This window comes from Nitrosomonas sp. (assembly GCF_040256045.1).
GTDB lineage: Bacteria > Pseudomonadota > Gammaproteobacteria > Burkholderiales > Nitrosomonadaceae > Nitrosomonas.
On record NZ_JBDZWD010000079.1, the window covers coordinates 1 to 5,498 of the forward strand.

Sequence of the window (5,498 nt, forward strand, 5' to 3'; positions counted from 1 at the left end):
GTGATGTCGCGTAATGGTTTGTCGTTCCAGATAGCTTCGAATGCCTGACCGGACGCCAGCAGCAGATGTTCGATCAGTGGCGATAGCAGTATCTGACTGGGATCTACCAGCAGCAACAGGCGTGGCTCGTCATTTTTATTTCGGGCGATAAGTTCGCCGATCCAGTCCAGCTCGATCAATACATTCAATACAGGCGTCAGCTGCGATACATCTGTCTGCAGCGCTTGCGTTAGCTGAGTACGTGTTAGGCCACGCGCTGTAGCTATGCGTGCTTGTGCCAGGATCTGCAGTACGTCGATCGCGAGTTGAAATTTCCATCCGGGTTTGTTGTCACGATGTAGTGCGCCTGATAGCAGGCTGGGCAGATACGCGGCAATGACCGCGCCCAGCAGTACGATCAGCCACGCCATGTAGATCCACAGCAGAAAGATCGGTAAGGTAGCGAAGGTACCGTAAATAATGGAATAGCTCGGCATAAAGGACAGATACAACCCCAACCCTTGCCGTGCCAGACTCAGAAAGAAGCTGGCGAATACTGCGCCAGTGAGCGCATGTTTCCACAATACCGGCATATTGGGTATGAAGCGGTAGAGCAGGGTGATGCCACTCGTCATGATAAGGAAGTGAATACTGGCGAGTGCAAAATCAATGCTGCCCGGCAGGGAAGGTAACCAGCCGCGGGAAACTGTCACGAGAGACGATGTGGTAGCTAGGCTGATTCCCAGTGCCAGCGGACCAAACGTGATTGCTGCCAGATACATCAGAATGCGCTGACCGAGCAGCCGCTTTTGACTGGCGTGCCAAATCCGGTTGAGTGTCTTGTCGATTGTCAGCATCAGAAAAATGGCAACGGCCATCAGACCGGCCAGGCCGATTATTCCAAGCTGTTGCGCCTTACCTGCAAACTGTGTCAAATAGTTCATCACCTGTTCGGCAATACTGTTTGGAATTAGATTTTCAATCAGCCACTGTTGCAGTTCTTCTTCGAGATGGCCGAAGGCGGGGAATGCTGTGAAGACGGATAACGCCAGAACAAATAACGGTACCAGTGCCAGTAAAGTGGTGAAAGCGAGGGATCCGGCTGTCAACCCCAGTTGGTCCTTACGGAGGCGTTGCCTTAGTGTCACGACAATAGATCGTGCAGGAAAATCAAAACGGTTCATGATGAAGCGACGCAATCGATTTCCAAGTGTGGCCTGATTCATATCAGATAGGTACCGATACAATATTCGCTTGAGTTTGCATCATGTGGATAATTGCTTCCTTATTAATTAGCATGCTGCACGTCATCGATTATTCCATTGTTGAGTGTCAGCTGGCGGATCAGCGACATACTCTGTCTTGTCGGCCAGCTTATCTGCCTGATTGAACAGGAGTAGTGGACTGGCGTAACTGGCTACCGGTATCCGGATTTGTAAAATCCGAAGTTCGGGTATAAGGCCATATTCAACCTGTATCATGAGGCGGTGTTATATGATTCTAAAAATTTCAGGATTATCATTTTGTCATCATATTGCTATTGAAAACAGGAGAGTTACCATGAAACACGAGGCAAACAAGAAAGCTGGCCGGATTGATTTTGCAGGTTGGGCAAAACGGGGATTGTTGAGCGGGGTGGCGATGGTTATCACTTCATATTCGCTGCCATCGCTGGCAGAGAACATCGGCAGTGTATCGACTCGGTTCAAGTTTCTAGGTGCCAATGACAAAATCGTGGTGGAGGCTTTTGATGATCCGGCAGTGGCCGGTGCAACGTGTTATCTGAGCCGGGCAAAAACCGGCGGGATAAGCGGTACGGTGGGGGTGGCTGAAGATAAATCGGATGCCTCTATCGCCTGCCGCCAGACGGGGCCGATCGTACTTTCGGAGAAGATAAAAAACGGTAAAGCGGATGGTGATGAAGTATTCAAGAAAAACACATCGTTACTGTTCAAAACCCTGCAGGTGGTGCGTTTCTATGATGCCAAACGCAACGTTTTGATTTATCTCACCTATAGTGATCGCGTCATTGAGGGTTCACCACAAAACAGTATTTCAGTAATTCCGATCATGCCCTGGCATTAAATTTCAACAAAGCCACTCGAGGTTGGCAGTGCAACTACTACGAGCTGAGTGCTTTGTTTTTATTTTTTAGACAATCAATGCTTCCAGGGGAGATGCGTAGGGCAGCCCGAAGGCTTCCGCTACTGCCGGATGGGTTACTTGTCCGCGATGGGTGTTGAGGCCGTTCATCAGTGTTTGGTTATTCCGTAAGGCGGCCAGTCCATTGTTTGCCAGCATGGCAACATAACTGGCGGTCTGATTGTTCAGTGCAAAAGTGCTGGTTCGCGGTACTGCGCCCGGCATATTGGCAACGCAGTAATGTAGCACGCCATTGACTTCAAAAATGGGATTGCTGTGTGTGGTGGGGCGAGTCGTTTCTACGCATCCTCCTTGGTCGACCGCTACATCAACGATCACTGATCCTGTGCGCATTTGTGGCAACATTTCTCGCGTCACCAGCCAGGGCGAGCGTCCACCGGGAATCAAAATCGCACCGATGACAAGATCGGCCTCATAAACGGCCTGGCGTACGTTGACCGTATCGCAGTAGCGAGTTTGCAGTCGGCCGGAGAAACGGTCATCCAGCGCTTTCAGGCGATCGTGATTGATATCCAGTGTCGTTACCATCGCACCCATGCCGGCAGCGACAGTTGCGGCATTGGCACCGACTACGCCTGCGCCGAGAATGACCACGTTAGCGGGAGCGACTCCCGGCACACCACCCATCAGAACACCCCGACCACCTTGTGTTTTCAGCAGATAGGTTGCACCGATCTGCACGGCCATTCGTCCGGCTACCTCGCTCATGGGAGTCAGTAGTGGTAGTGCGCCTGATGCGGTTTGTACAGTTTCATAGGCAATCGCACTGACACCAGTGGCGAGCAGTTTTTCAGTCAAAGTTCTGTTCGAAGCCAGATGCAGATAGGTGAACAGCAGCAGATCTTTCCGCAAGTACTGGTATTCTGGTTCAGTGGGCTCTTTTACCTTGACCACCAACTCCGCTGCCCAGGCATCTTCGGCATGGGCAACGATTTCTGCCCCGGCAGCACGGTAGTCCTGGTCGGAAATCACGCTGCCTGATCCCGCTCCGGTTTCGACCAGAACCCGGTGCCCGTGTCCGACCAGTGTGTGCACGCTGCCAGGGGTCAGTCCAACCCGATACTCATCTGTTTTCGTTTCTTTGGGTAATCCGATAATCATTTACGCCCTGAACCTTTCATACAATTTTGATTTGTTAAACTGTAAATGCTGCGACCCTGATGCTCACATCAACTCCACCAGTACCGGCGCATGATCTGACGGCCGTTCCAGTTTTCTGGGTACCTTGTCTACTTGCCAGGTAGTGCAGCGATCCGCCATTTCATGACTCAGCAAAATATGATCGATGCGTAATCCCCGGTTGCGGCGGAAAGCCATCATACGATAATCCCACCAGGTGTAAGTTTTTTCCGGCTGTTCGAACAGATGGAAACTGTCAATGAATCCGGTATCCAGTAATCCGCGAAAAGCCTGCCGCTCCGGTTCACTGCACAGCACTTGTCCTCGCCAGGCTTCTGGATCATAGACATCACGATCTTCCGGGGCAATATTGAAGTCCCCCAACAGTGCTACTTTTCCGTAACATGCCCGTTGCTGCTGCAGAAAGTGATTCAATTGCGATAGCCACTCCAGTTTATAAATGTATTTTTCCGAGTCCACATGCTCGCCATTCGGCACGTAAGCACAAATAACGCGTAAATCTCCGTAAGTTGCTGCGATCAGCCTTTTCTGGGCACTATCGAGGCCGGGCAATGCTGTACAAATATCTTCCCCCGTTTCTTTACTCAGCAACGCTACGCCGTTGTATGTTTTCTGCCCGATGTAGATCGAGTGATAACCTGCTTGTGCAATGGCATCTACCGGGAAGAATTCATCCTGAAGCTTGGTTTCCTGCAGGCACAATATATCCGGCTGATTGAGATTCAGCCAGTCGATCACTTGTTGTAATCGAACCTTGAGTGAGTTGACGTTCCACGTGGCAATTTTCATGAGCTGTTCTGATGCAGAGAGAGTTTATTTTTCAACGGTTACGCAGGCAACTGAGCTGGAAATACTATCACCAATTCTTGTAAACGCACGGCATGATGTTGCAGCGATGATTAAGTCAGCGCAGATAGCGGCTATAATGACGAGCCTTGTCAAATGGAGAGAGAAAAATGAACAAAATGATCGGATTGTTGGCGGTTTCTGCGGTAATTGGATTGGCGGGCTGTGCGAAAACGGACACTTACACACCATCGGCTGATGCCAGCGGCGAAGATATTTTTTATGCGAACTGTACCAAATGCCATAAACCGGAAACAGATGGCAAGGTGATGATTCTCAGTTCCAAGATGACCACCAAAGAAGCCATTATCGAGAAGGTTAATAAAGGGGGTATGACAATGAGTTCCTTCCCCAATATTACCGGTGAACCGGCACAGCGTTTGGCTGAATTCATTCTGGCAAACAGCAAAACCAAGTAATTTCCAGAAGAGAAACTGGTAACGAAACCACTGATTCCATTTTCCAGTGAGGATGGAATCAGTCCAGTCGTTCAGTTGTCCCGCGCTGAGGAATACTTATTGGCCACTTCAGTTGTTCCCGGACGGCCTCAGCAAAAGCTTCGGCATTACCGGGTTCGCCATGAACGACAAAAGTTTTTAGGGGCGGTCGGCTGAATCCTCTCAGCCAGTCCAGCAAATCCTGCTGATCGGCATGGGCAGAGAGCCCGCCGACGGTATGGATCGATGCACGCACGGGAATCTGTTCTCCGAAAATGCGGACATTCTTGCTGCCATCTACCAGCCTGCGCCCCAGTGTCCCTGCTGCCTGAAAGCCGGTGAACAAAATACTGCATTCGGGTCTGGGCAGGTTATATTTCAGATGATATTTGATGCGTCCGGCATCACACATCCCGCTGGCGGAAATGATGATTGCACCGGATCGGGTATGGTTGAGCCGGATCGAATCCTCGACTTCCTGCACAAAATGGATGCGCAGGTTTTCATTATGCTGGCGGTGCCATTGGATGGTGTCGATGGTTTCTTTGTCGAGCAGTTCACTGTGATTGAGCGTGATTTCCGTAGCGGCCAGCGCCATGGGTGAATCTACATAACCTGAGTTCGGGATAAGCCCTCAGGGTTGAGCCAAGCTATTGACTCTGATCAGATTCAAGGTTGGTTTGTTATCGGACAAACAGTAAGCGACGATACCAGCCATTAGGTTAACGATAAAATTGAAGAGAGAGCGGTGTCGGGTATGCTCGATCTGGCAAAGATTCTTCAATTCATCGAAGACAGTCTCGATCAGGGAACGACGACGCAGGATGGCTTTCTCGAAGCTGGTACGGGGCACAGGCCTCATGTTTTTCCTGAGGGGAGTAATGAGTCTGCCCTGAACAACCTGCAATTTGTTGATCTGGTTAGTGGTTTTTC

Annotated in this window: 8 protein-coding genes; 2 read left to right on the forward strand and 6 right to left on the reverse strand. The window is 50.4% G+C overall.

Annotated elements, in window-relative coordinates:
• Together ABUL11_RS10780 and ABUL11_RS10785 are read right to left on the reverse strand one after the other, a co-directional pair.
• Positions 1-1,205, reverse strand: a 1,205-nt coding sequence (locus tag ABUL11_RS10780) for a YihY family inner membrane protein (RefSeq protein WP_350283855.1), incomplete at its 3' end; no start/stop codon positions are given.
• Positions 1,206-1,286: 81 nt separating this feature from the next.
• Positions 1,287-1,460 (reverse strand): hypothetical protein, encoded by a 174-nt coding sequence (locus ABUL11_RS10785; protein ID WP_350283856.1) that lies wholly within the window; start codon positions 1,458-1,460, stop codon positions 1,287-1,289.
• Positions 1,461-1,539: 79 nt separating this feature from the next.
• On the opposite strand from ABUL11_RS10785, the gene ABUL11_RS10790 reads away from it, so the two are divergent.
• Positions 1,540-2,064 carry a CreA family protein gene (locus ABUL11_RS10790; RefSeq protein WP_502890046.1) on the forward strand — a complete coding sequence of 175 codons (525 nt, stop codon included), beginning with the start codon at positions 1,540-1,542 and terminating at the stop codon, positions 2,062-2,064.
• 66 nt (positions 2,065-2,130) lie between these two features.
• On the opposite strand, the gene ald is transcribed toward ABUL11_RS10790, so the two are convergent.
• Both ald and xth read right to left on the reverse strand, forming a co-directional pair.
• On the reverse strand, positions 2,131-3,243 hold the full coding sequence (gene ald, locus ABUL11_RS10795) for an alanine dehydrogenase (protein WP_350283857.1): 1,113 nt from the start codon (positions 3,241-3,243) through the stop codon (positions 2,131-2,133).
• 63 nt (positions 3,244-3,306) lie between these two features.
• Complete coding sequence (gene xth, locus ABUL11_RS10800) at positions 3,307-4,071, reverse strand: exodeoxyribonuclease III (RefSeq protein WP_350283858.1); 765 nt, start codon at positions 4,069-4,071, stop codon at positions 3,307-3,309.
• A gap of 167 nt (positions 4,072-4,238) precedes the next feature.
• On the opposite strand from xth, the gene ABUL11_RS10805 reads away from it, so the two are divergent.
• Positions 4,239-4,547 carry a c-type cytochrome gene (locus ABUL11_RS10805; RefSeq protein WP_350283859.1) on the forward strand — a complete coding sequence of 103 codons (309 nt, stop codon included), beginning with the start codon at positions 4,239-4,241 and terminating at the stop codon, positions 4,545-4,547.
• A 58-nt stretch (positions 4,548-4,605) separates the two neighbouring features.
• On the opposite strand, the gene ABUL11_RS10810 is transcribed toward ABUL11_RS10805, so the two are convergent.
• Together ABUL11_RS10810 and ABUL11_RS10815 are read right to left on the reverse strand one after the other, a co-directional pair.
• Positions 4,606-5,193 carry an MBL fold metallo-hydrolase RNA specificity domain-containing protein gene (locus tag ABUL11_RS10810; protein WP_396957141.1) on the reverse strand — a complete coding sequence of 196 codons (588 nt, stop codon included), beginning with the start codon at positions 5,191-5,193 and terminating at the stop codon, positions 4,606-4,608.
• A 6-nt stretch (positions 5,194-5,199) separates the two neighbouring features.
• Positions 5,200-5,498, reverse strand: a 299-nt coding sequence (locus ABUL11_RS10815; RefSeq protein ID WP_350283860.1) for a transposase, incomplete at its 5' end; no start/stop codon positions are given.